We start from the raw sequence: 26,107 nt of genomic DNA, 5'->3' as shown, positions 1-26,107 counted from the left end.
GGATTATGCCAATTATTGTCCTTTTTACCGATTTCGGTCCGTCCGGGCCTTATACCGGGCAGATGGAAGTGGTATTGCGGCAATTGGCGCCGGCCCATCCGGTTATTAATCTGCTCAGCAATGCGCCTGTTGCCAATCCCCGCGCAAGTTCTTATCTTCTGGCTGCGTTGCGGCACAGTTTCCCCGAAGACAGTATTTTTTTGACGGTAATCGATCCCGGCGTCGGCAGCGGGCGTAAAGCAGTTGTTTTGCGCGCCGACGGCCAGTATTTTGTCGGCCCCGATAACGGATTGCTCAATACCGTCGCCGTACAATCCCGGCAGGTGCAGTGGTTGGAGATTATATGGAAGCCAGAGCAGTGCTCGATGAGCTTTCATGGCCGGGATTTATTCGCGCCGGTTGCGGCCAGGCTGGCCTGCAATACCGCCGATGATTTATTGAAGCCGTTTGCCAGGCATGATCTGGCGGCCTGGCCCGAAGATTTGCCAGAAGTGATCTATTTTGATCATTACGGCAACGCCATGACCGGCTTGCGTTACCACGAAGATCTGGCGGGCAAACGGCTGACAATTAACGGAATCGCCATGGCGCAGGCCAATACTTTCAGCGCCGCCGCCGAGCACCAGGCTTTCTGGTATAAAAATGCCAGCGGTTTGGTTGAGATTGCTGTTAATCAAGGCAGTGCGCGGCAACAGCTTGATCTTGAACTGGGCGATAGCATTTCTTTCGTTCTGTAAGACATTGTCGTTATCTTTATGGCCGAATCATCGAATCGCTGGCAATTCTGGATAGATCGGGGCGGGACCTTTACCGATATCGTGGCGCGCAGTCCAGAAGGCGTGCTGGTTAGCCGAAAGCTATTGTCCGAGAATCCGGAACGCTACCAGGATGCCGCTTTGCAAGGGATTAGAGAAATATTGGGCATCCCGGATGAAGCATTGCCGGGCGAAATGATTGAGTCGGTAAAAATGGGTACGACGGTAGGGACTAATGCCCTGCTGGAACGTCGGGGCGAGCCGACTGCTTTAGTCATTACTCGCGGTTTCAGGGATTGTTTGCGCATCGGTTATCAGAATCGTCCCGATATTTTTGCCCTGAATATCCGCTTGCCGGAATTGCTCTATCAAAGCGTCACGGAAATCGATGAACGGGTTAGCGCACGGGGCGACATTCTGTTATCGCTCGATAAACACCGGGCTAAACAACAGTTGCAGGCTATCTATGATGCCGGTTTTCGCGCCATCGCCATTGTGCTGATGCATGCCTGGCGCTATCCCCTGCATGAACAAATCTTGCAAGAATTGGCCGAAGAAATCGGCTTCCTGCAAATATCGGTATCGCATCAGGTCAGTCCCTTGATGAAAATTGTCGGCAGAGGCGATACCACAGTCGTGGATGCCTATCTGTCGCCCTTGCTCAGGCGTTATGTCAAGCAAGTGGCCGACGGCATCAATGGGATCAGCGGCGGCCGGCGTGCGGTCCGGTTGCTGTTCATGCAGTCAAACGGAGGATTGACCGATGCGGTAAGTTTTCAGGGCAAGGACAGCATCTTATCGGGGCCTGCCGGCGGCATAGTCGGCGCCGTCGCCGTATCGGCCAAGGCCGGTTTAGACAAGATCATCGCCTTTGATATGGGAGGTACATCCACCGATGTCGCTCATTATGCCGGCGAATACGAACGCAGTTTTGAAACGGAAGTGGCGGGCGTAAGAATGCGCGCGCCGATGATGCATATTCATACCGTTGCCGCCGGCGGCGGCTCCATCTTGCATTTCGAAACGGGCCGCTACCGCGTAGGCCCCGATTCCGCCGGAGCCAATCCGGGGCCGGCAGGCTATCGTCGCGGCGGGCCTCTGACCGTCACCGATGCTAATATCCTGCTTGGCAAATTGCCGCTGTTTCCCCCTGTTTTCGGGCCGGAGGGCAATTTGCCATTGGACCGTCACCGGGTCAGGCAGTTGTTCACCGTACTGGCGGAACAGATCAATGCAGAAACCGGAAGCCATAGAACGCCGGAACAGGTCGCGGAAGGTTTCCTGGCTGTTGCCGTTGAGAATATGGCGGCCGCGATTAAAAAAATATCGGTACAGAAAGGCCATGATGTCTCCTTGTACAGTTTATGCTGTTATGGCGCCGCGAGTGGCCAGCATGCCTGCGCGGTCGCCGACAGGCTCGGCATCCGGCGCGTTCTTTTGCACCCCTTGGCCGGCGTATTATCGGCTTACGGCATGGGGCTTGCCGATATCAGACTGATGAAGGAGCAGGCGCTGGAGCTGCAGTGGCAGACAACATCTCTGGCCGACTTACAGATGGTCATGGCCGACCTTGAACAGCAAGGCCGTCAGGAAATGCGGGCTCAACATATCGATACCGCTAGGATCACCTCAATCGGTCGCTTGCATCTGCGTTATCAGGGGACAGACACGGCCTTACAGGTCGAGTTTTCCGATAAAGAAACCATGCTTAATGCATTTGAAAGCAAATACCGGCAGCAATTCGGTTTTCTTTACCAGGATAAACCATTGGTGATCGGAGCGGCCTCAGTGGAAATTATAGGCGTAACCGAGCGGGCTGAAGATCAGCGGTTTTATACGGTCCATCCGCATGACCGGCCGCTGCGGATTGCGCGCGTATTCATGCACAATGCTTTTCACCAGACGCCGGTTTACCGCAGAGAGCAATTGCAGGCCGGCAGGCCGATTCCGGGACCGGCCATTCTCGTCGAGCCGACCTCGACTATCGTTATCGAACCGGGTTGGCAGGGTGAAATAACCGCTCGGCAGGAGCTGATTTTAACCCGTGCGCAAACGAAAGCCCGCCAACATATCCAGGCGTCGTCGATGCCGGATCCGGTGATGCTGGAGATATTCAATAAACTGTTCATGTCCATCGCCGAGCAGATGGGCTTCGTGCTGCAAAACACCGCGCACTCGGTCAACATCAGGGAGCGGCTGGATTTTTCCTGTGCGATTTTTGACGGACAAGGGCAGCTGGTCGCCAATGCGCCCCATATTCCCGTGCATCTGGGCTCCATGGGTGAAAGCGTTCAGGCCTTGCTGCTGACGGAGCGTGAGTCTATGCGGGAAGGCGATGTTTATTTGTTGAATTCGCCTTATCATGGCGGCACTCACTTACCGGATATCACAGTCGTCACGCCGGTTTACAAGGAGAGCGAATTATTGTTTTTTGTCGCCTCGCGCGGGCATCATGCCGATGTCGGCGGCATTTCGCCCGGTTCCATGCCTTCCGATAGTCATTATATAGAAACGGAAGGCGTGCTCAGTAACGGCATGAGGATCGTCAGTGCCGGGCATTTTCAGGAGCAGCAGGTTCGAAACTGGCTGCTCTCGGGCGCATACCCGGCACGAAATCCGGACCAGAATATCGCCGACCTGCAAGCCCAGATTGCCGCCAATCATAAAGGGTTGCTGGAACTTAAGAACATGGTCGAGAGCTATTCTTTGGCTACCGTCCGGGCCTACATGCAGCATGTGCAGGACAATGCCGAGGCGGCGGTGCGTCATGTCCTGAAATCACTTTCCGGCGGACAGTTTGTTTACGGCATGGATGACGGCTCCGAGATTGCCGTTGCAGTTACTGTAGACCAGCAGGCAGGAACGGCGACAATCGATTTCAGCGGCACTTCCGCGCAGTTGGCCAGCAACTTCAATGCACCGGCGGCCGTTTGCAAAGCCGCAGTGTTGTATGTATTCAGAACGTTGGTGCAGGATGATATTCCTTTGAATGCCGGCTGTTTGAAGCCATTGGAGATTATCGTGCCGGAAGGCTCATTGTTAAATCCGCATTATCCTGCGGCTGTTGTCGCGGGCAATGTCGAAACCTCGCAATATATCGTCGATGCCTTGTATGGGGCATTAGGCGTATTGGCTGGTTCGCAAGGCACAATGAACAACCTGACCTTCGGTAATGCCCAATATCAATACTATGAAACCATCTGCGGCGGAGCAGGAGCGGGCGCTGACTTCGACGGTTGCGATGCGGTTCATACGCATATGACCAATTCCCGGATAACCGATCCTGAAGTTCTGGAGTGGCGGTTTCCGGTCTTATTGGAAGAGTTCTCGATCAGGCAGGGGAGTGGCGGCAGCGGCAGGCAGAAAGGCGGCAACGGCGTGCGGCGAAGAATCAGATTTAACGAGCCTATGAGCGTCAGTATCTTGTCCAGCCATAGAATCAAGCCCACGTTCGCAGTGAACGGCGCCGCCCCCGGAAAATGCGGCCAAAACAGTCTGATGCGACTAAATGGCGAGAAAGAAAACCTTCCGGGCTGTGCTCAAATTGACGTGCAAGCAGGCGATGCGGTGCAAATTGAAACTCCAGGCGGCGGCGGTTACGGTTAATCAGCATTGATGAGCTGGGATATGAGTAAAAAAATCGATAAATAAGTTGCTTTTAAAATTCGTTCGGTTATCATACTCGGATCGCGGAGAGATGGCTGAGTGGTTTAAGGCAGCGGTCTTGAAAACCGTCGTGGGTTTGTAGCCCACCCAGAGTTCGAATCTCTGTCTCTCCGCCATTTCAATACTGTAAGTTATTGTTTTTTTAAAAAAATTAACTTGCATTCAATATCTACCGTATTTCTTAGCGTGCTTGTGGATTCCGGATAAGAATTCATAAATTTCTGTTTTCGCGCTTTATTTTTCCGCAGCAATTGCCTTTTTAAAATAGCAAGTTGGATAGTTTACCCGGATGAGCATCAATCTTTTTTGATTTAGGCACAAAAGGATTGATATTATCCATTCTCGTATTTTGTGGGATTGCATGTACCATATGCTTCCAAATAAATTATTTAACGCTTACCTTCCTCTTCAGCGTCTAAACTGAACAAATAAAGTTGCATCGCTTTGTTTCCTCAATATTTTAATGTGAATTAAGAGCTGGTTCGTAAAAAAAATCCAGAAAAACAGAGCCGCTGCGAGTTTGCCGAAGACGTGCACCATCAGGCCATTGCAAGAACGCACTTCACAGGCACATTCCATGCCTGTTTTTTCCTCAATCCAGGCAAATAACGCTTCAATCGTTTGCCGGACACGAGAAATGGCTGTGGCCAGTCATTGATCCTGAGGCTCCAGATAACGTTGCTCTTTTTGTTTTTTAACCGGTGCCAGAACTGGCAAGCCCGGCATCATTGCCGAGTATAAGCAAGAAGCCAAGAAACAGAACCAGCCGCTGGCTTTCGCGCTGTCTGATATTACCCTCCTGGCGTCCAACAAATTCGGCTACAGTGCCAAGGATGTGCTGAACGTCTGTCAGGCACTTTATGAAACCCACAAACTGACTTCCTATCCACGCACGGATTGCGCCTATCTGCCGGAATCCCAACATGCCGACGCAGCCGATGTGCTGGCAGCGATCAAACACGTCAATCCCGAGCTGGGCGGGATAGTGGACAGTGCCGATCCAAGCATCAAATCCAACACATGGGACGACTCGAAGATCACCGCGCACCACGGAATCATCCCGACGATGCACAAGGGCGGTAAGGCGAGCCTCACTGACAAGGAGCGCCATATTTATGAGCTGATTGTCCGGGCTTATCTGGCGCAGTTCTACCCGCTGCACGAATACATGAAAACTACCGTGGCCGCAGAAGTCGAGGGCGAAACCTTCACAGCGAGCGGAAAGGTTGTTACCCGTAACGGCTGGCGGTATGCCTTTCAGGCGTCCAACGAAAACAGCAACAAAGATCCGGAAGAGGGCGGCAATCAACACCTGCCGGCCATGAAACAAGGCGACGGCGTGACCTGCACCCGGGTCATCAGACGGGACGCCAAGACCAAGCCGCCGGTCCGATTCACCAAGGGCACACTGACTCGCGCAATGGAGAATATCCATAAATTCGTGTCCGATCCCGAACACAAGAAGATGCTGCGCGAAGGCGACGGCATCGGCACATCGGCCACCCGCGCGTCCATTCTTTCCGAATTGAAGCGCCGCGAGTTCCTGGCACTTAAGGGCAAGCAGATCGTGAGCACGACCCTGGGCCGCAGCGTCATCCCCCTGTGTCATGATAGTTGTCACCCTCCCGCTAACGGGATAATTGGAAATCAGACAGGGGACGGAAAGAGCATGTAATGTCGCATTATTCAGCAGAACGCAAAGCGTCTGTATTAAAAAAACTGTTGCCACCCCATAACCGCTCAGTACCGGAAGTTGCCAGAGAGGAAGGGATTTGTGACCAGACGTTATACAATTGGCGCAAACAAGCCAAAGAACAGGGGGGGGGGGCCGTGCCAGGCAACGGGAAACAAACAGCAGTCTGGTCGCCGGAGGCAAAATTTGCCGCCGTGGTGGAAACCGTGGCCATGACCGAACTGGAACTGAGCGAATACTGCCGCCGCCAGGGCCTTTATCCCGAGCAGATCCGGCGTTGGAAGGACGCCTGCATTCAAGGCGCCCAGAAGGCCGGAGCGCAACAGCAACAGCAGCGACTGGAAGCAAAGCAGGACAAACAGCGCATCTAGGCGCTCGAAAAAGAGCTCAACCGCAAGGAGAAAGCCCTGGAGGAAGCCGCGGCTTTACTGGTGCTGCGAAAAAAGTTGACAGCCCTCAGGGAGGCAAACGAGGCCGACTAACCTCGTACCCGGAGCGGCAATAATTAGTGGCCTGGATTCGCGAAGCAACCTCTGCGTGCGCCCGGAAGCGTTTGGCCTGGGCAGAAGCCGGAATCAGCCTGCGCACCTTCCAGCGCTGGACGCAGGAAGCCGGCCAGATTAGTCAGGACCTGCGCGCGCAAGCGCAACGCCCGGAGCCGGCGAACAAGCTGTCGGAACAGGAGCGGGCTCAGGTATTGGCCATCTGCAACCAGCCGGCCTATGCCAACCTGCCGCCCAGCCAGATCGTGCCGAGACTGGCGGACCAGGGCGTGTATCTGGCTTCGGAGTCCAGCTTTTATCGCATTCTGAAGGCAGCGGATCAGCTGCATCATAGGGGGCGTGCAAAAGACAGACAGAAATCCCGGCCTCCGACCACACATCAAGCCCGAGCGGCTAATGAAGTCTGGACCTGGGACATCAGTTATCTGCCGAGCGGCGTGCGCGGACGGTTCTTTTATCTGTACCTGATCATGGATATCTTCAGCCGTAAAATCGTCGCCTGGGAAGTGCACGAGCAGGAGTGTGGCGAAGCGGCGGCCGCTTTGGTACAGCGAGCGGTCTTGGCCGAGCATTGCTGGCGCAAGCGCGGTCATGGTATATCCCGCCGGGTGTTGACACCGCTCCCTTTGTCAAATGGGCGCAGGGCGCCCGCCAGGCAGCGACAGAACAGCAATCAAGCAAAACTCAGGATCAAGATCAGCGCACTTATCTGGCCGTACCCTATGGCGAGCGTGTCGCAGCCAAGGCGGCAGGCGCTCTGTGGGATAAGGCGGCGAAGTCCTGGTACGCCGGCCCTGATGCCGACATGGCGAAGCTCGAACGCTGGAAGCCCGACAACCTGCGAGACCAACAAGGTCCGGCGATGACGCCCAAAGAGGAATTTGCCGAAGCGTTGCAGTCCTTGGGGTGCATCGTGACTGGCGAACACCCGATCATGGATGGCAAGAAACACCGGATCGGCGTCGAAGGCGACAAAAAGGGCGAAGAGGCTGGCTTCTATGTTGGCCACCTGGATGGCCATCCTGCGGGCTACATCAAGAACAACCGCACCGGCATCGACATGAAATGGAAATCAAAAGGCTATACGCTCGATCCCCAAGAGAAAGCAAAACTGCAGGCCGAAGCCGCAACCAAGCTGGCCGAACGGGCAGCCGAGCAAGAACGACTGCATGAAGCCACCGCGCAACGCGTCAGCCGCCAAATGGAAATCCTGATGCCGATCGATAAGCCAACCCCATATTTGCAAGACAAAGGCATCCAGGTGCACGTCGGCGCTCTGACTGATAAGGAAGGACAAATGACCTACATCCCCGCCTTCGACGTGGACGGCAAGCAATGGACGATGCAGTACATCCAGGAGGATGGCACCAAGCGGTTTGCCAAGGACAGCCGAAAGGAAGGGTGTTTTCATCCGGTTGGCGGCATGGATGCTTTGGCGGTAGCGTCCGTGCTGGTCATTGCCGAAGGTTATGCCACAGCAGCCAGTTTATCAGAGGCGCTGGGCCAAGCTACTGTCGCGGCTTTTGATTCGGGCAATCTACCTACTGTTGCCCGTGCACTGCATGAGAAGTTTCCGGATAAGCCATTCATCATTGCTGGCGATGATGACCGACGGTTGGAGGCGACTCAAGGAATCAATCCCGGCCGGACGAAAGCTAAAGAAGCGGCCAAGGCCGTAGGCGGCAAAGCGACTTTTCCAATCTTCGCACCTGGAGAGCAAGAGAGTAATCCCAAGAGTTTTACTGATTTTAATGATCTTGCCACCAAGAGCGAGCTGGGGCGGAGTGGAGTTGAGCGCCAAGCTATGGCGGCTGTAAGCAAGGCGCTTCTTGAAAAGGAGGAACGCCAAGAACGGATACTACAGCTCGAACAGGAGCAGAAACAGAATGTTCAGCAAGAGCAGCGGCCGCGTCGCGCTATGAAAGTCGGATAGTGCAAGTCATTTTGTAAAGGTGTAAAAGGTTATCCACAAATTCTGTGGATAACCTTGTCAATATTTCGTCATAATTTCAGCTAACTTCTTGTAAAGTATGAAATTTAGTTAAATTGGCTAAAAACTTATCATCGCTATGTTTTATAACCCTCATCGCCTGCATTCGTACCTGGGTTACAAAAGCCCCAATCAGTATGAAGAAGAAATGAATCAACTACAGAATGTTGCTTAACTGGATTGGTCGATTTTACTTGACCATTTCATTTTGAGAAATTTCACCAGATAAAATCACTTAATGTGAGAAGACTAAAAAACAGGGGCAACTAATGCGAGAAAAACTGATTTTATAAAATCAATTAATCCGAGATAAAAAAGCCGGATAAGTGCAAGAAATCGCGATTATGAAATCAAGAAACTACAATTAATAGATATGTGTGGCGGCCTGCAAATATAAACCACAGGACCTGCAAACAGCCATTTTCTCGCCCCGGATTAACTGCCAATAGCCGATGCGTTCGACCCGAATTAAATGAGAATAGACCGGCATTATTTGCCAACAGCCTGCAAACATCGCTCAGGGCCCACATTGTGTGCCAATAAGGAATCAGAGAGGAATCCCAATCGCCAACAGGCAGTTCTGCAATTCCTGCGTCCGGGCTGGAGTCAGGTTGCCCTGCAAGAATGACCGTATTTCAGCGGGTTTGGTATCGAGCAGTTCAGCCAGGGCCTTGGCATTGTAGCCATGCCGGGTTAGTCGAGGCCCTAACGAATTGAGTATTCCGACCAAAAAACAGCTGTGTAAAATGTAGTGTAAGGGAATGCACAAAAACGGGCGGAGCTGTTTGGGTCCCGATACAGCCTATTGTTATATGCACTTTCTGTATACTTTATTGCAATGTGTAAGGTCACTTTAATTCATAAAAACAAGAAGAGGCAGCACAAAACTAGCCGCCTCCCCAGTTATGCAAACTCACTGAGAACTAGTCCAGCTACTTAACAGGCACTAAATAATCCATTTCACTCTCATGTGAATCCAAGCTAAAACGCTCGTCATATACTTCAATTTCTGGCGATTCAATAACTTCCAAGCCCGATTCCGGCAAATAACGGGTCCAAACATTCATAATAAACGCCTGAAAGCCAGATATTGGCCCATTGTATGTATACTTTGCATATTTTTGAGCAGGAACGGTCAGCTTGATCATCCCTGCGGGTACCATTTCTCCTTTATCTGCTTCCTTTGCAGCCATGTACCGGAAGACCCCGGAACAATCATTTTTTTGCCGTGTCTTAGTCGGCACCACTGTTAGGCCATAATAGCAGTTGTTTTCTTTGGACTTAACCTCGTTACTTCTAGACCATAACTCTTGCCATTGAGATAACGCACCAGAAAAATCTGGGGAGTCATAGTCCTTTTGTATACCAATTACTTCAAAGCCATTACGTTCAACAATTTCATGTTTCATAAGCTCTCCTATATGGATTTCAAAAGCTGATTTCAATCCAATAAAACCTTCGTTCGGGCTTCTCACCTTATTCCGAAACTTACTCGGTGTAGTATTAAATTGGAGCTTGAAAGCCCTACTAAAGCTCTCTTGGGTTTCATAACCAACATCCAAGGAGATATCTAAGATACGGCGCTTCGTGTTTAGTAATTCCATCGCCGCCCATTCTAATCGTCTTTTGCGTATAAAGCTGGCGAAATTTTCACCAACCACAAGCATAAAAACACGATGAAAATGATATGGTGAAAAGGCGGCTATCTGAGCCACATCATCAAGTTCAACATTTTCAGGAAGTTTTTCCTGAGCATAGTTCAAAGCCCGATTTATCCTTACACCATATTCGCTCATCGACATCTCCTCAAAGAAGGTGAATTCATCATGCCAACAAATGAACTACTTGTTTTGACATTTTTTGCGAAGAAACTCGGTAGGGCGTATACCCTTTTCGCAAAGGAGGAGGCTATTGTTTCGTCCCATGAATACTGGCTAAACAATGGTTATGATCACGAGAAGCAGTGCGACGACTCGCGTCTGATCCAGACGAAGACCTATTCTTGGCAGGATAACCTATGGCGGCGAATATCCCGGTGTCTATTTCATCTTATCTCATAACAAATTACGGGCTACAAGGTCAAGAATCCTGACCACTACCGGTATCCGAAAGCGTCCAGTCTCTGACCATTTCCTCATCGGAGAAATCCTGCGGCAGGGTAACTGGCTGATAGCGCTGGCGTTGGGGCAGAAATTTTTCATGGGCGGTCATGCTTGGCTGTGTTCATGAGCTGTAACCCGCTTCTTTCTGGTGCCGGAAAGCCAGCACATAGACGGCATCGGCGCTTGCATCAACGCGGTAGAGCGCGACATAACCTGAATCCCCAAAGGGAATGATCAGCTCGCGCAATTCGGGAAGCTCATCGATCGGTCTGCCTATGCCCGGTTCTGTTTCCAGCAAAGAAAATCGGCTGGCGATTACTTGTCCAGCCCTCATTGAGGCCTGAGGATTCTTTTCCGCCAGAAAACGCCGACAGCGCTCCAAGCCCTGGACCGCTCCTTCCGTGACGATCACTCGTGGCACGGCGGAATCTCGGCCTCTTTATCGGTTCCCCAGGTCTTCAACCAGTCACATACTTCCTGGCCAGTCAAGTGCTGTCCGGTTTCTTGATAAGCTGTCCAGGATGCCAAGGCCTCTTGTTTGAAAGATTCCCTCGCTTCCTCGCGTTCGACGTAGTCGCGGATCGCTTCACGCATGATCCAGTGCGCTGAACGGTGCCGTATCTCAGCCAGGTGCTGGATACGGTTTTTCAAATCGTCGTCTAGTTTGACCGATGTCGCCATGCTGAAACCCTCGTTATTACTAGGTATTACTTTTTGATACTATACCATTATTTTACCGGTCTACAAGACAAGCGGTTATTTAATGCGTTCCCGCCGCAGCCGCCTGCGTTATTTTCAGAATGACGACTGCTATTGCCACTTTTCAAAGTGGCTGTCAGTAGCGTTTAAACCAGTTGGCAACACGTTGCAAATCTTCGAGGTCGAAGTCAGCATGTCGCAAAACTCCTAAATTCTGCGACTGATATGGCTACATTAAACCGGACACACAATTTAAAAGAAAGTGAACAGAGAACGTGTGCCCAAAATGAATCAAGAAAAACAAAAAGTCTATAGTGCGGAATTCAGAGCGTCAGCCGTTAAACTGGCGAACGAGTCGGACTAGTCGATTGCTCAGACAGCCAAGGATCTCGGCATCAATGTCAATACGTTGCATACCTGGATCAGCAAATACAGCCGGCCCAAAACCAGCGACAAAGCGGTACGCACTGACGAGCATCTTTACGATGAATTAAAGCGGCTGAAGAAAGAGGTCGCTCGACTCACTGAGGAGCGTGATTTATTAAAAAAGGCGGCGGCGTACTTTGCCAGGGAAACCCGGCCGACTGCATGGATGCAGGAGGTAGAGCACTAACAGTAGGCGCTTTAGGCGCAGCTTCCGCTCCTGCTCACGCTAAGTACCTACATCCCTGTAGGCAACGCAGGAGCAGTTGCCGAGAAGTACGCCTGGATCAAGCAACATACGAATGGCTTTTCAGTGGATGCGATGTGCCGGTTCCTGAAGGTGTCCCGTAGCGCTTATTATGCCTGGTTACAGCGCGGGCAAACAGAGGCCGAGTAAGACGATGCCGCTTTGACGAGCCTCATCCGCACCGAGTTTGACAAAAGCCGGGCGACCTATGGCACTCGGCGCCTGAAGCATATATTGCTCGGCCATCAGCGGATGGTGAGCCGGCGGCGCATAGGCCGTTTGATGCGGGAAGCCAATTTGGCCTGTAAATCCAAACGCAAATTCAAGGCGACTACGGATTCCCAACATGATCTACCCATTGCACCGAACCATCTGGACCGTCAATTTACCGTGAATCAACCTAATCAGACTTATGTCGGCGACATCACCTACGTTCATACTCAGGAAGGCTGGCTGTATCTGGCGGTGGTGATTGATCTGTTTTCCGACTAGTGGCCGGTTGGTCGATTACCCATAGGGCACAAGGGCCGAGCATATGCGGGCCAAGCTGGTGAATGATGCGCTCTTGATGGCTATTTGGCAGCGCAAGCCCGACAAAGGCTTGTTATGGCATACGATCGCGGCAGTCAATATGCCTCGGAAAGCCACCGGGCACTATTAGCCCGGCATGGCGTAAGTCAAAGCATGAGCCGTAAGGGCAACTCTGCTGGGATAATGCGGTTTCGGAAAGCTTCTTCCATACCTTGAAAACCGAGTTGGTGCACCATCAGACCTATCAAACCCGGACTGAGGCTAGACAGGCGATATTTGAATATATTGAGATCTTTTACAACCGCGAGCGATTATATTCAGCCAATGGCTATAGGTCGCCCGTGAATTACGAATTGCGGCATAAAGCGGCTTAACCGTGTGTCCGGAAAAGTGTTGACACATCAATTTGAACGCCATCCCTAAGCTGGCCTTCCGATTGCCGCACTGCTTGGTTTTTGGTCGTTCTAAGGAACCGATGATCATCAGAGGAATCCCCTGTTGAGATGCCTCCGAGTAAAGCTAAGGCAGAAGCTCCAGTTTCAGCAGGTACCACAAATTCAGCAGAATGGCCGGAGCCGATAATCCACTGGCATTGCCGGCACTGGCATAAAAATAATCATTACAGTGTTAACCGCAATGATTGCGGTTTGTAAAAATATTTTTTAAATAAAAATACAGCTGATTTTTATAAAGTGCGGCATATGCCATAAAAAATTTTGGGAGTTGTGTCATATGACATAGTTCTTACTTTTTAAGATGCGACAATTTATCCTGCGACATTTTGTCGCATTTTGTTTCCTTTCTTCGCTGCCTAACATCCCTCCCGACTCTTTGAAGAGTTCATAGACCTTTTCCAAGCGGCGTTACCTCATGGCCGCTCTTTTTGGGAATTTTGTTCAACGAAGCCTGGCGCGGTCAATTCAGCGCCAGTCTAAGATGCTAATAAAAGTGGGTGGAGTATGGCTTGGGACGAAGACGAAGATACGACGACTTATCATGTGGTTGTTAATCACGAGGAGCAATACTCCATTTGGCCGGAGTACAAGACGGTGCCTAAAGGCTGGAAAACTGTCGGCAGAACCGGACAGAAACAGGAATGCCTGGATTACATCAAAGACGTTTGGACGGATATGCGTCCTTTGAGTTTGCGCAAAGCAATGGCGGAAAACGCAGAGCTTAGCGACATCGGTGCAACGAACTGTTAATGACAACGCTCATCCGGGCCGCCGGACGGTTAGAGGCCGGGCAAGCTGATCGCATCTTCTACGGTCCTTTGTCGCTTGAAGAGAAGACTCAAAAGCTCCCGAAGCTCGGTGAAGTTCATGTTTGGTCGGCCCGGCTGATTTCGACGCAAAATAAATTTGGGTTTTTTTTATGGATCGTTGTCGAGGGACGAACGCAAACGAGCGGAAGGTTTCGTTCAAGAACGCGACAGAAACCGATACCTTATCGAACGCGGAATCTTGCAAGACTTGTTGGGACATTATTTAGGTATGGCTCCTGAGCGTGTTTGTTTCTCTTACGGAACCAATGGAAAGCCTCATTTAGCCGATTCATTGGCTGGGAGCGGATTAGAATTTAATCTTTCCCACACAGCCAATTCAGAGGTCTATGCATTTGCCAACCGTATTCAAGCAGGCATGACACAGAGCCGCTTAACAAGGGCCTAGCTTAGTTGAAATTGTTGCGGATCGTGTTTTCTGTGAGGGATCAGGCGAAACTGGACTAAATCCTGAAAGATGAAAAAAGCGGAAACCTTCTTACATAGATGAACACGTAAGAAGCCCCTTATCAAAGGGTGCGGCGCATATTTTTAGTTAGACGCCTTTGATGTGCTTTTGGGATGGCTCGAAAATCCGACTCCCGTTCGGCTATCGAACAAACAGCCTGACAGCGGGTGCTGTGTCGGTCGATCGGATTTCGTGGCTATGCTAACCGTGAACGACGCGCCGCTGCTGTGCAGTATAGCCAATCGCTGGAGCGGTGCCTCCGGCGCGATTAGAGAGAACTCCGTTGGAGGTAAAATGGAAAATTTAATGGGACTAAATTCAACTGCCAAGGATGGAGAAAGTGTAGCAATCGGAACGACAGCATGGGTGCAGGAGGTAGAGCAACGCATGGAGCGGTTGCCGAGGGAAACGATAGGGTCGACCGCTGATTTACCGGTAGTACCGCCTTTGGAGTCGGCACTATTAAAAAAACGATATCCAGTGGTAGAAAGCAGGGAGAACCTATCTTCGACAAATTTCTTTTCCGATTTTGTGGTAAAGAATCGTCCTGTGGTGGTCCCCAAAGCGTTAAAACATTGTCGGGCGCTCTCCTGCTGGACGGACGATTATCTTCGAGAGGTTGTCGGCTCCCGCACCGTCATACTCAAGCAAGGCCTGAACGAGGAAGGAGTCACCGGGCTGAAGACCATCACATCACAATTGAGTGATTATCTGGATTGTATGGCGCTTTTCGAAACCCGGCTGCAACGGAATGAGGTATTGGCCAAGGATAGGCCCCCTTATTTGCACGATCTGCCGTTGTTGTCGGTATTGCCGGATGCGGCGGATGATCTTGACGGATTTCCTTCCGACTATTTTCCGGACTGGTATCGGGCCGATTGGCTTAAATTCGCCCAATTCTTTCTTGGGCCGAGCCAGAGTTTAACGCCCTTGCATTTCGATTGCCTGCTCACTCACAACCTGTTCTTTCAGGTCAGAGGGCGCAAACGCTTCATTTTATTGCATCACGATCAACTGCCGTTCTGTTATCGCTACAAATGGCGCTGGTGCGAGGTGGATGCCGAAACGCCCGATTTTATACGCCATCCTCTTTACCGGGACGCGCAGATTCAAGAATGTATTGTAGAGCCCGGAGACATGCTGTACATGCCGTCGGGAATGCTTCACCACGTCCGCAGTCTCGACTGCTCGATGTCCTTCAATGTGGACTGGCATACGCGCGGCAGCGCTATTCAGGGGATTTTGGCATTGAAACGGGGAATGCCCCTCAAGAACGTTTATTACAATGCGGTCATCGCCCTTGGGCAATGCACCGGACAACCGGCCAGACGCGTGCTTCCCTGGTACCGGTCATATCTGAACTACGTCTCATAAGGAGATCATTGTGCGCTTCATTGAAGAATCCGGATTGACGGGTAGTGTTCAAATAAGCTATTCCAACTTTGTTGAATTGACGTGTAGTAGGGCGGATGAAAAGCCCGACCGGACGGCCTACGTTTTTCTACAGGACGGTGAAAACGAAAGCGGCCGATTAACGTTTGCGCAACTGGATCGGCGCGCCCATGCTGTTGCCGCCAAGCTTCAAAGCATGGGCATGACCGGCGAACGGGCCTTGTTGCTGTATCCGCCCGGGCTTGATTATATCGTGGGTTTTTTCGGTTGTTTATATGCCGGCGTAGTCGCAGTTCCTGCCAGCCCGCCCGCGCGTCGGCAGAGATCCCGGCTTTTGGCCGTGTTTAACGACGCCGCACCGGCCGTTATCATGACCACAACGGATCTTGCAGTGAAATTCCGCAATGAATTCGCCTGTGGGAGCGACGCCTTCGTCGCGACTAAAGCCGCAAGTCGCGACGAAGGCGTCGCTCCCACGATACCGGAACCCGCATGGTTCGCCACGGATAACCTCGAAGCCGAATCTGCCGGAGATTGGGTCAAGCCTGCACTCAACGCCAACAGCCTGGCTTTCCTTCAATACACCTCCGGTTCTACCGGAGATCCTAAAGGGGTGATGGTCAGCCACGGCAACCTGATGGCCAACCAGAAGGCGATAAAACAAGGTTTCGAGCATACCGAACACACCACAGTCGTCGGCTGGCTGCCCTTGTATCATGATATGGGATTGATCGGAAATTTGCTGCAGCCGCTTTATCTGGGAACCACCGCCATCTTAATGCCGCCTATGGCGTTTCTGGAAAAACCCGTCCGCTGGCTCAAGGCCATTTCAAACTACCGGGCGAACACGTCGGGTGGCCCTAATTTCGCTTACGATCTTTGTCTTCGCAAGGTGACTGCGGAACAAATGCAAGAGTTGGACTTGAGTACCTGGACCTTGGCATTCAACGGTTCGGAACCGGTGCACGCCGCTACAATGGAGCGTTTTGCAGAAAAGTTTGCCGACCGGGGTTTTCGTAGGGAAAGCTTTTTCCCTTGCTATGGTTTAGCCGAAGCCACGCTGTTTGTGTCAGGCGCGCATCTGCCCTCCGAAGGAGACGCGCAGCACGCCGAAGACAAGCCGAGAAACCGCCCGGTTTCTTGTGGTGCAACGTCCCATCATCACGAAATCCGCATTGTCGACCCTGAAACGGGCAGTGTTTGCCGGGAAGGGCATATCGGTGAAATCCGGGTGGCCGGTCCCAGTATAGCCCAAGGCTATTGGAATCGGCCCGATGAATCGGAACACACGTTTCGAGCGCGAACGATCGATACGGAGGACGCAGATCATCAAAATATCGGCGCTCGATTCTCTACGGAAAAAAACACCGAGCAAGCTTTCCTCCGTACCGGCGACTTGGGTTTTCTCCACAACGGCCGACTTCATATAACCGGCCGTATCAAGGATTTGATCATCATTCGTGGCCGGAATGTCTACCCGCAAGACATCGAGCAAGCACTGGTCGAGGAAATCCAGGCGCTTATCCCCGACGGCTGCGTAGCTTTTTCGATAAACCATGAAGACGAAGAGCAACTGATCGTCGTCGCCGAGATAACGCGTGCGGCAATGCGCTCGGGCGACTACGAGGCGATTGCCGCTGCAATGCGAAAAGTTCTTGCCGAAGTCTGCGAATTGGCTGCTGCCGAATGTGTTCTGGTGCAACCCGGTACGGTCCTCAAAACATCCAGCGGTAAAATTCGTCGCCAACCCTGTAAACAAATGTATTTGGAAAATTCATTGCCTGTGTTGTTTCGTTCGGGTGAGGCCGGAGCTACTCATTCTAAAACCATGGTAGAAAGCGGCTCTTTGTCGTCACAGCTCCATTTCGCCGGGAGCGAAGTGGGGCGCGTAGAGGCCGTCCATAGAGGGATCCCTCAATTTCAAATTCTGCAACAGGCGCTATTAGCTGTTCCTCAGGCGCAACGTACGGTATTAATCACCCGTTTTCTTAGCCAGAAAATTGCTCTGTTGTTAAAAATTGAAGCATCGGCCCTGCCTGCCGATTCATCTTTACGCGCATTGGGACTCGACTCGCTCAAGGCGGTCGAGCTTAAGCACGAGGCAGATGAGTTGTTAGGCATCGATGCGCCTTTGTCGTTGTTTCTATCTGATGATTCGCTGGAAAAAATAGCCGAAATACTATCTGAAATCGCCGAATTTACAGCAAGGGATTCCACCGCGCAGGTTTCCATGGGACATACCGAGATCGGTGTACATTCCCGTTCAGGACTGTCCGCAACCCAATTTTCCATGTGGACGATGCAGCAATTGGAGCCGAACAGTATCGTCTACAATCTCCATCTGGCACTTCGCATCGCCGGGACTCTCGATCAGGAACGCTTAAAATATGCTTTTCGTTACCTGATGGATCGTCATCCCCTACTGCGCACGTTATACCATGCAGACACCAATAACGAAATCATTCAACAGGTGCTGCCGACGTCCGAGTCACCGGAATTTTTTACAGCCGTCGACGCATCCGCTTGGACGGAATCTCGACTTCAGGATGATATGGCCCGGCGGGCTAGAGAACCTTTTGATCTGGAAGCCGGGCCGCTGTTTCGTACCACATATTATCAACAGGGAAAGACAAGATCGGGTCGAGATACCGATGGTCAATCTTTACCCACTGAAACTGGTAACATTCTTTTAATCTGTGCCCACCATATCGCTGTCGATCTATGGTCCGTGCTCATTCTCGTCAGCGAACTGAAAACAATCTATGCCGATTTGTCCATTGGACAGGAGCCCAGATTAAACAACCTCAACTCAAGCTACACCGATTTTGCAGTCTGGCAACGGCAGTATCTGAAAAGTCCGTCCTGTGATAAAGCCTGGACTTACTGGCAACGGCAATTGACCGGAGAACTCCCGCTGCTTTCTCTGCCGACCGACCGCCCAAGACCGGTGGTTGCGGAGTCATGCCGGGCTGTCCTGCCCGACACCCTGCGGGTAAATACAAATTCGCTCCCGGCGGATTTGTATCGCGGTGCTTCGGTAGCGTTCCGGTTGGACCGTGACGAAACCGAACGACTCAAAAAGCTGGCGGGACAGCAAGGTGTGACACTATTTGCATTACTGCTCACCGCCTACAAAGTATTGTTGCATCGCTATACCCACCAACAGGATCTGATCGTCGGCGTTCCCGCCAGCGGACGCCCTCAAGCACGTTTCGCTTCGGTCGTTGGAAATTTCGTTAATCCGCTGCCATTACGCAGTCACCCTGCCGGTAACAAAGCCTTTTCGGCCTATTTGGCGGAAGTCAACGAGGCCTTGTTAAGTGCGCTGGAATACCAGGATTTTCCTTTTCCCCTGCTGGTGGAACGCCTGCAACCCGAGCGCGTCACCGATCATTGGCCGATTTACCAGACGTTGTTCGTGTTGCAGCAGGCTCAGGCCGGTTTCGATACGAACTTGGCGCAACTCGCTTTGGGGGAGGATGGCGAATTTTCGGATTGGGGAACGATGCGGGCCGGTCCGTTGGCGATACAGCAGCGGGTCGAGAATTTCGATGTCAAACTGATGGCAGCAGAATGCCAAGATGGCTTGCAGTTTTCCTTCCAGTATCGCTGCGATTTGTTTGAGAAAGAAACGATTACCGATTGGGCCGGGCATTTTCAACGATTGCTTGCCGGTATCGTAGCCGATTGCGGTATGAAATTGGACGATTTGCCGTTGCTGTCAGCGGACGAACGGACCCGGCAGATTGCGTGGAATGCCACGGAAACCGACTATTACGGCGCGTGTTGCATCCACCGCTTGTTCGAGGCGCAAGTGGAAAAAATCCCGGATCAGATAGCCTTGATCTATCAGGATCGGCAACTCACTTATCGGGAATTGAATGTCCGCAGCAACCGTTTGGCCAACGCATTGATTGCGGCAAAATTCGGGCCGGATACCCCGATCGGTATTTGCGCCGAGCGGTCATTGGAAATGGTGATCGGTTTGCTGGGCATACTGAAGGCGGGCTGCGCCTACCTGCCGCTCGATCCCGAGTATCCGCAAGAACGCCTTTCGGCTATGTTGAACGACGCCGATGCGCCGCTGATTTTGGCCCAGCCGGAATTCGCGCCTATCTTTTCGGGTTTTAACGGAGCGATTTATCGCCTTGATGCCGAGCTAACGGATTTTACCGGCTTTTCCGAGCGGAACCCGGATGTGCGAATCGGCGATGAGAGTTTGGCCTATGTGCTGTTCACGTCCGGCTCTACAGGACGGCCTAAAGGCGTCGGCGTGCCGCACAAAGGCGTTCGTAACCGTCTCCTGTGGATGCAGGACTACTTCGGCCTTGATTCGGTCGATGCCGTGCTGCAAAAAACGCCTTACACGTTCGATGTTTCGGTGTGGGAATTTTTCTGGCCGTTGATGTCCGGCGCGCGTCTGATCATGGCTGCACCCGGCGACCACAAAGAGCCTGAGCGACTGGTAGAACTGATCGAACGGCACGCTGTCACGACACTGCACTTTGTGCCTTCGATGCTGGGCGCCTTCCTTAACGCAGCCGATTTTGACCGATGCAACTCCTTGCGCCGGGTCATTTGTAGCGGCGAGGCATTGACGGCCGATTTGCAAAAACGCTTTTACCAACGCGCCGATGCCGGACTTTTCAATCTTTACGGGCCGACCGAAGCGTCCATTGACGTTACGGTGTGGGACTGCCGATGCGACCAACACGAAGCCCCGGTGCCGATCGGCCGACCCATTGCCAACACGCAGATTTATCTGCTGGATAGTCAATTGAATCCGGTACCGTCGGGTGTTGCCGGCGAGCTTTACATTGGCGGCGTTCAATTGGCGCGCGGCTATTTGAACCAACCCGGCTTAAGCGCCGAACGATTTGTGCCGAATCCATTCGCCGAAACGGGCGAGCGTTTGTATCGCACCGGCGATCTGGCTCGCTATCGTCGGGACGGCGTCATCGATTACTTGGGACGCATCGACCACCAGGTAAAGATACGCGGTTTCCGGATTGAATTAGGCGAAATCGAAGCCCTGCTGCTGCAACACCCTGCCGTTAGCGAAGCTGCCGTAATCGTCCGCGAAGACGGCCCCGGCGACAAGTATTTGGCGGCATATTGGGTGAGCAACCAGTCATCCGTGCCGGACATGGACGTATTGCAAGACTTTCTTAAGGCGCGTCTGCCCGATTACATGATTCCGACGGTATTGATGGAATTGGAGCGCCTGCCTCTGACAGGTAACGGCAAGCTGGATCGTAAAGCCTTGCCGGCACCGGATTTTGACCTGCAATTCGCCGATCAATATGAGGCTCCTCGGAATGAAGCGGAAAAAGTTTTGGCTCGGATTTGGTCGGATGTGTTGAGGATCGAACGGATCGGTATTCACGATAATTTTTTCGCCCTGGGCGGGGATTCCATTCTGGCGATCCAGGTCGCTGGACGGGCGCGGCAGGCGGGACTGGCATTCGTGCCGCGTCAACTGTTCGAGCTGCAAACGGTCGCTGAGCTGGCGGAAGCGATAGATCAAAGCAGGCCGATGAATTTTGAGCAAGACGATACCGACGATGCGCCATTGACGCCGATTCAGCGCTGGTTTTTCGAACAGAACTTTGCCAATCCCAACCATTGGAATCAATCGGTTCTGTTGGAAGTGAAAACGTCTTTGGATATGGCCTTATTGGAAAAGGCTTTTGATTGCCTGGTCTCTCATCACGATGCGTTAAGGCTTCGTTTCAACCGGAAAGACGGCGTCTGGCATCAGGCGAGCGGGCAGAATAAGGAACATTCGTTGTTACGGCGAGTGGATATGAGCGCGGTGCCCGAAGCGGATAAGGCCGGCTTGGACGCGGAGTGTAACCGCAGCCAAGCCGGCCTGGATGTGAGTCAAGGCCCCTTGTTGCAAGCGATTTGGTTCGACCGGGGAGAGTATCAAAGCGCCCGTCTGTTTATCGTTATCCATCATTTGGTAGTAGACGGGGTATCCTGGCGCATCCTGCTGGACGATCTGCAAAGCGTTTATTTTCAATTGTCGACGGCTAAAACAGTCGTACTGCCGGCCAAAACCACTTCCTTTAAACACTGGGCGGAGCAACTCAATGCGTTTGCCAAAAGCGGAGCTTTGCAAAGCGAGGTCGACTATTGGCTCGATAGCATTGCGGCGAATCCCGCCTCTTTACCTGTCGATCACCCCGAGGGAGCGCGCCTCGAAGGCGTTACCGCAAGCTGTAGCGATGAATTAAGCGAAGCCGGTACACAGGCTTTGCTGCGTGACGCCCTTATTACTTACCGCATCAGCGTTGACGATTTGCTGTTGGTCGCACTGGTGCAAACCCTATCTGAGTGGTGCGGTAGCGACAGCGTGTTTTTTGATCGTGAAGCCCATGGGCGGGAAGCCTTGTTTGACGATATCGACGTATCATCGACGGCGGGTTGGTTTACCAGTGTCTATCCGCTTTGCCTTCGCTTGCCCGAAGATGCGTCGATCGGCGATACGATAAAATCGATCAAGGCGCAGTTATCTCGTATTCCAGGCAAAGGAATCAGCTACGGCTTGCTGCGTTACGCGGGCTCGCCGGATATCTCGTCGAAACTGGCGGCAGCGCCCAAAGCGCAACTGCTATTCAATTATCTTGGCCGCCTCGACGAAGCATTCATCGATGCGTCCTGGCATCTTGCTTCAGAGGCACAAGGAGCATCCCGCGACGCCGATAATTCAAGGGCTTATGAACTGGAAATCAACGCCTATGTGAGCCGAGGGAAACTGCGGACCGAATGGCGGTACAGCGCAGAGCGTTATCAAAAGGAAACGGTTGCAGGGCTGGCCGGGCGATTTACCGAAATATTGCAAGGACTGGTCGATCATTGTCTTGCCGCTGAGCCGGCAGGCTTGATGCCGTCCGATTTCCCTTTGGCCGCTTTGGATCAGGAAACGCTTGACACTTTGCCGTACGCCGCCCGCGAAATCGAAGACATCTATCCGCTTTCGCCGATGCAGGAAGGCATGCTGTTCGATACCTTGATGGCTCCCCGGTCGGGAATTTATCTGATGCAGGATCGTTTTGACGTACACGGCGTAATAGATGAAACATGCTTTCAACGCGCCTGGCAGATGATAATTGACCGTCATACCGCCCTGCGCACCGGCTTTTTGTGGGAAACAAGCCCTCATCCGGTACAAATCGTGCATCGCCATGTCAATTTACCTTTCGAATATCACGATTGGCGATTGTTAAACTCCGCGGATAGGCAGGATCGGCTGGAAACTATGCTGGCTGAGGAACGCCAGCAAGGTTTCGATTTTCTCAAGCCGCCATTGATGACCGTTCGTTTGATACGCTTGGCGGAAGAGCGATACTGTTTTGTCAGAAGTTATCACCATATATTGATCGATGCCTGGTGCATGTCTTTGATGCTGGTCGAATTGATGGCTAACTATAAAGCCTTGTCCCTAGGGCAATTGCGACCTCAACTGCCGGCGCCTCGATTTCAGAGCTACATCGCCTGGCTGCAAAAACAAGATAAGGACGCTGCAAAGCAATTTTGGCAACGCTATTTGCATGGAATGACCGAATCGACGCCGTTTAACGTCGATAAATTGTTGCTTGACGCAGAGAAAGGCGAAGCGAGCGTCGACGATGCGATTGTTTTTCTGTCGGCGCAAAATACCAAGCAATTGAACGCAATGGCCCAACAATACCGGGTCACGCCGAACACCTTTGTGCAAGCGGCTTGGGCAGTGATGCTGAGCCGATACAGTGGACGCGGGGAAGTGGTCTTCGGCGTGACCGTATCGGGACGTCCTCCAGAATTGCCTGGCAGTGAAGACATGCTGGGTGTATTCATCAATACTCTGCCGTTACGGGTCGCCGTCAATGCAACGCTGCCGGTATCGGAATTTTTGAGCGGCTTATTACAGCAAAACATCGAATTACGGCAGTATGAATATTGCCAACTGGTGCAAATACAAAGCTGGAGTGAAGTGCCGCGCGAACAGCCTTTGTTCGAGAGCCTGCTGGTATTTGAAAATTACCCCGTCGATCCCAGCCTGCGATCAAACGAAAGCCCGTTAAACATTGTCAATGTGGCGACACGCACCCATACCAATTATCCGCTCAACGGCATGGTTATTCCGGGCGAGCAATTGCATTTGCAGATTACCTATCATAAAAACAGGTTCGAAACGGCAGTCGTGGATCGTATGCTCGGACACTTCAGGAATCTGCTGGAAGGAATGATCGCTAATCCCGAGCAGCGGATATGTGAAATTCCGCTGCTCGCGGAAGAGGAACGCCGGCTCATGTTGCAACAATGGAACCGAACGGTGCATGCCTATCCGGAACCCTGCGATACGATCACCCAGTTCGAGTCGGTAGCGGCGCGCAAGCCCGATGCCGTTGCGGTGGCTTGTTTAGGGAAACAATTGACTTACGGAGAACTCAACAAGCGCGTCAACCGGGTCGCCCACGCACTTATGTCCGAAGGAGCGGATCCCGAGATGCTGATCGCTCTGTTTAGCGAGCGCGGCATCGATTATCTGGTCATGATGCTGGGCGCCTTTAAAGCGGGCATGGCTTATCTGCCGCTCGACCCGAGCCACCCCGACGGTAGGATCGCCCAAGTGCTGAAAGAAAGCGGAGCCGCCTGGGTATTGACCTGTGAATCGAATTTTGACCGCGCGTCGGATTTGGCGGACAGGGCGGGAGAGACGGCGGGTGCGGTTCAGCAGGCACCCAGATCATTGGGCCTTCAACTGCTGTCTCGGCCGGATGTCCTCGTTCTGGAGGAATTGGAATCGGGCGAAAACGGCACGGAAAATCCACCGAAACGTCATGGCCCCGACAATCTGGCCTTCGTCATTTTCACCTCCGGTTCAACGGGCAAGCCGAAAGGTGCGATGGTTGAATATAAGGGCATGTTCAACAACCTGATCACCAAAGTACCGGCCCTGGACTTGACCGAACAGGATGTCATCGCGCAAACGGCCGGGCAATGTTTCGACATTTCCGTTTGGCAGCACCTGACCGCATTGGTATGCGGGGCGCGGGTCGAAATCCTTCCGGACGAAATTGTCAAGGAGCCTTACCGGCTGCTGGCGCAATTGGGCGAAAGCGGCGTGACTGTTTTGGAAGCCGTGCCGTCGATGATCCAGGCCTTGCTGGATAGCGTGGATATTCTCGGGCTTCCCGAGTTGCGATGGCTGATCGCCTGCGGCGAGGCATTTTCGCCGGAATTATGCCGCCGCTGGATGGAGCGAATGCCCCATGTCAAGGTGCTCAACGCCTACGGTCCCGCCGAATGTTCGGACGATGTGTCTTACTACGAAGTTCCGGCGATACCAAGCGACGCCGAAACCATCGTTCCGATCGGCCGACCGGTGCACAACACAAGACTGTATCTTTTGAATCGATGGCTGGAGCCTGTGCCTGTCGGCGTACCCGGAGAAATCTGCGTGACCGGTATTCAGGTTGGGCGCGGCTATCTGGATCGCCCGGATTTGACCGCCGAAAAATTTATTCCGGATCCTTTCGATGAAACCGGCTGCCGCATGTATCGCACCGGCGACCTCGGCCGTTATCGCGAGGACGGCGCCATCGAATTTCTGGGGCGAATCGATCATCAGGTCAAAATTCGCGGTGTTCGCATCGAGCCGGGTGAAATCGAAGCGCAACTGCTGACTTTTCCTAACATTGAACGAGCCCTAGTCACGGTCCGGGAAGGCGGCGCCTCCGGTAAGATGTTAGTGTCTTATGTCGTATGCAGCAAACGATTCGTCAACAACGATGCCGAGCTATTCGCAAAATTACGAGAACACTTAGCTACCCGGTTAACCGATGCGATGATGCCGCAGGCTTTCGTTCGGCTGGATGTCATGCCGCTCGGTGCCAACGGCAAGATCGACCGCAAGGCATTGCCCGCGCCCGATATGTTGGGGCAAAGCGACCGTGCCTATATTGCGCCGCGCAATCCCGCGGAGGAGGCATTAGTCGATATATGGAAAGAAGTGCTGGGCATTGAACGAGTTGGGGTGGCGGATAACTTTTTCGATCTGGGCGGCCATTCGCTGTTGGCCGTGCAGGTATTGTCGCGGCTGCGCAGAACATTCGGTATCGAAGTGCCGCTGCGTCGGCTATTCGAAGCGTCCACTATCGAAGCCTTGGCGTTACTGGTCGAAGAATTGCTGATCGCGCATTTGGATAATCTCTCGGACGAAGAAGCTGAGGCCTTATTGCTTGATGATGAAACGTTTTGATGAATTTCAAATGGCTAAAGGACAAGAAAAAATAATAACCGTTGGAGCTTCTCAATGCTTTTGAAGCCGGGCCACTTGGTCAGCAAAGCCAGGTTCAGAAAACATTGCTGATAAATAATTATAAAAA

The 26,107-nt window shown here is 52.4% G+C and carries 13 protein-coding genes, 1 tRNA gene and 3 pseudogenes; 13 read left to right on the top strand and 4 right to left on the bottom strand.

The window, feature by feature from the left end; translation table 11 throughout:
- Positions 1 to 5 precede the first annotated feature (5 nt).
- The 6 genes and pseudogenes from EK22_RS00370 to EK22_RS00340 all read left to right on the top strand — a co-directional run.
- Positions 6 to 737, top strand: coding sequence for an SAM hydrolase/SAM-dependent halogenase family protein (locus EK22_RS00370; RefSeq protein ID WP_081917707.1), 732 nt, complete (start codon positions 6 to 8; stop codon positions 735 to 737).
- Between the two features lie 18 nt (positions 738 to 755).
- Entirely contained in the window at positions 756 to 4,361 is a 3,606-nt protein-coding gene (locus EK22_RS00365; RefSeq protein ID WP_036246965.1) for a hydantoinase B/oxoprolinase family protein, read from the top strand.
- Between the two features lie 85 nt (positions 4,362 to 4,446).
- Positions 4,447 to 4,537: transfer RNA gene (locus tag EK22_RS00360), tRNA-Ser, on the top strand.
- Between the two features lie 608 nt (positions 4,538 to 5,145).
- Complete coding sequence (locus EK22_RS00355) at positions 5,146 to 6,096, top strand: DNA topoisomerase (protein ID WP_369798169.1); 951 nt, start codon at positions 5,146 to 5,148, stop codon at positions 6,094 to 6,096.
- Positions 6,096 to 7,201: pseudogene (locus EK22_RS25110) on the top strand (transposase); the annotation flags it as partial. The gene EK22_RS00355 and the pseudogene EK22_RS25110, both read left to right, overlap by 1 nt.
- Positions 7,168 to 8,550 (top strand): annotated as a pseudogene (locus EK22_RS00340) (DUF5710 domain-containing protein); the annotation flags it as partial. The pseudogenes EK22_RS25110 and EK22_RS00340, both read left to right, overlap by 34 nt.
- Positions 8,551 to 9,539: 989 nt before the next feature.
- Here EK22_RS00340 and EK22_RS00335 read toward each other — a convergent pair.
- From EK22_RS00335 to EK22_RS00320, 4 genes are all read right to left on the bottom strand, one after another.
- Positions 9,540 to 10,403 carry an AraC family transcriptional regulator gene (locus EK22_RS00335; protein ID WP_036246964.1) on the bottom strand — a complete coding sequence of 288 codons (864 nt, stop codon included), beginning with the start codon at positions 10,401 to 10,403 and terminating at the stop codon, positions 9,540 to 9,542.
- Between the two features lie 283 nt (positions 10,404 to 10,686).
- Positions 10,687 to 10,818 carry a hypothetical protein gene (locus EK22_RS25405; RefSeq protein WP_255360557.1) on the bottom strand — a complete coding sequence of 44 codons (132 nt, stop codon included), beginning with the start codon at positions 10,816 to 10,818 and terminating at the stop codon, positions 10,687 to 10,689.
- 12 nt (positions 10,819 to 10,830) lie between these two features.
- Positions 10,831 to 11,130: a type II toxin-antitoxin system RelE/ParE family toxin gene (locus EK22_RS00325; protein ID WP_036246959.1), complete on the bottom strand. Its 300-nt coding sequence runs from the start codon at positions 11,128 to 11,130 to the stop codon at positions 10,831 to 10,833.
- Positions 11,118 to 11,390, bottom strand: a complete 273-nt coding sequence (locus EK22_RS00320) for a CopG family ribbon-helix-helix protein (protein WP_020157081.1) — start codon at positions 11,388 to 11,390, stop codon at positions 11,118 to 11,120. The genes EK22_RS00325 and EK22_RS00320 overlap by 13 nt, the downstream gene beginning before the upstream one ends.
- A gap of 385 nt (positions 11,391 to 11,775) precedes the next feature.
- On the opposite strand from EK22_RS00320, the gene EK22_RS23410 reads away from it, so the two are divergent.
- The 7 genes and pseudogenes from EK22_RS23410 to EK22_RS00290 all read left to right on the top strand — a co-directional run bounded on the left by EK22_RS23410 (position 11,776) and on the right by EK22_RS00290 (position 25,980).
- Positions 11,776 to 12,021, top strand: a complete 246-nt coding sequence (locus EK22_RS23410) for a transposase (protein ID WP_152564964.1) — start codon at positions 11,776 to 11,778, stop codon at positions 12,019 to 12,021.
- 219 nt (positions 12,022 to 12,240) lie between these two features.
- Positions 12,241 to 12,570, top strand: coding sequence for an IS3 family transposase (locus tag EK22_RS23405; protein WP_081917702.1), 330 nt, complete (start codon positions 12,241 to 12,243; stop codon positions 12,568 to 12,570).
- Positions 12,571 to 12,654: 84 nt separating this feature from the next.
- Positions 12,655 to 12,825 carry an integrase catalytic domain-containing protein gene (locus EK22_RS25535; RefSeq protein ID WP_369798164.1) on the top strand — a complete coding sequence of 57 codons (171 nt, stop codon included), beginning with the start codon at positions 12,655 to 12,657 and terminating at the stop codon, positions 12,823 to 12,825.
- Positions 12,795 to 12,983 (top strand): annotated as a pseudogene (locus EK22_RS25530) (IS3 family transposase); the annotation flags it as partial. The gene EK22_RS25535 and the pseudogene EK22_RS25530, both read left to right, overlap by 31 nt.
- 585 nt (positions 12,984 to 13,568) lie before the next feature.
- Entirely contained in the window at positions 13,569 to 13,814 is a 246-nt protein-coding gene (locus EK22_RS00305) for an MbtH family protein (protein ID WP_036246957.1), read from the top strand.
- A 723-nt stretch (positions 13,815 to 14,537) separates the two neighbouring features.
- Positions 14,538 to 15,713 (top strand): cupin-like domain-containing protein, encoded by a 1,176-nt coding sequence (locus EK22_RS00295; protein ID WP_235209186.1) that lies wholly within the window; start codon positions 14,538 to 14,540, stop codon positions 15,711 to 15,713.
- Between the two features lie 10 nt (positions 15,714 to 15,723).
- Positions 15,724 to 25,980: a non-ribosomal peptide synthetase gene (locus tag EK22_RS00290; protein ID WP_036246951.1), complete on the top strand. Its 10,257-nt coding sequence runs from the start codon at positions 15,724 to 15,726 to the stop codon at positions 25,978 to 25,980.
- Positions 25,981 to 26,107: the final 127 nt, after the last annotated feature.

The organism is Methylobacter sp. BBA5.1, assembly GCF_000746145.1.
GTDB classification, from domain to species: Bacteria; Pseudomonadota; Gammaproteobacteria; order Methylococcales; family Methylomonadaceae; genus Methylobacter; species Methylobacter marinus.
This window is presented reverse-complemented; position numbering and strand designations above follow the sequence as displayed.

Excerpts from the sequence above, each read along its gene's own strand:
- EK22_RS00370 (WP_081917707.1), top strand. The coding sequence starts at position 6 with ATGCCAATTATTGTCCTTTTTACCGATTTCGGTCCGTCCGGGCCTTAT.
- EK22_RS00365 (WP_036246965.1), top strand. The coding sequence starts at position 756 with ATGGCCGAATCATCGAATCGCTGGCAATTCTGGATAGATCGGGGCGGG.
- EK22_RS00335 (WP_036246964.1), bottom strand. The coding sequence starts at position 10,403 with ATGAGCGAATATGGTGTAAGGATAAATCGGGCTTTGAACTATGCTCAG.
- EK22_RS25405 (WP_255360557.1), bottom strand. The coding sequence starts at position 10,818 with ATGACCGCCCATGAAAAATTTCTGCCCCAACGCCAGCGCTATCAGCCA.
- EK22_RS00320 (WP_020157081.1), bottom strand. The coding sequence starts at position 11,390 with ATGGCGACATCGGTCAAACTAGACGACGATTTGAAAAACCGTATCCAG.
- EK22_RS00305 (WP_036246957.1), top strand. The coding sequence starts at position 13,569 with ATGGCTTGGGACGAAGACGAAGATACGACGACTTATCATGTGGTTGTT.
- EK22_RS00295 (WP_235209186.1), top strand. The coding sequence starts at position 14,538 with ATGCTAACCGTGAACGACGCGCCGCTGCTGTGCAGTATAGCCAATCGC.